The sequence below is a fragment of the Cedecea sp. VD22 genome (genome assembly GCF_037150195.1).
Lineage (GTDB): Bacteria > Pseudomonadota > Gammaproteobacteria > Enterobacterales > Enterobacteriaceae > Cedecea.
On record NZ_JBBCPX010000087.1, the window covers coordinates 1 to 255 of the forward strand.

General features: G+C 51.4%; 1 rRNA gene. It reads left to right on the plus strand.

Going from position 1 to position 255, the window contains the following annotated elements:
* A 23S ribosomal RNA gene (locus WFK85_RS23750) occupies window positions 1–255 on the plus strand; the annotation flags it as partial.

Genomic DNA, 255 nt, shown 5'->3' on the forward strand with positions numbered 1-255 from the left:
ATGCCCTGGCAGTCAGAGGCGATGAAGGACGTGCTAATCTGCGATAAGCGTCGGTAAGGTGATATGAACCGTTATAGCCGGCGATTTCCGAATGGGGAAACCCAGTGTGATTCGTCACACTATCATTACGTGAATACATAGCGTAATGAAGCGAACCGGGGGAACTGAAACATCTAAGTACCCCGAGGAAAAGAAATCAACCGAGATTCCCCCAGTAGCGGCGAGCGAACGGGGAGCAGCCCAGAACCTGAATCA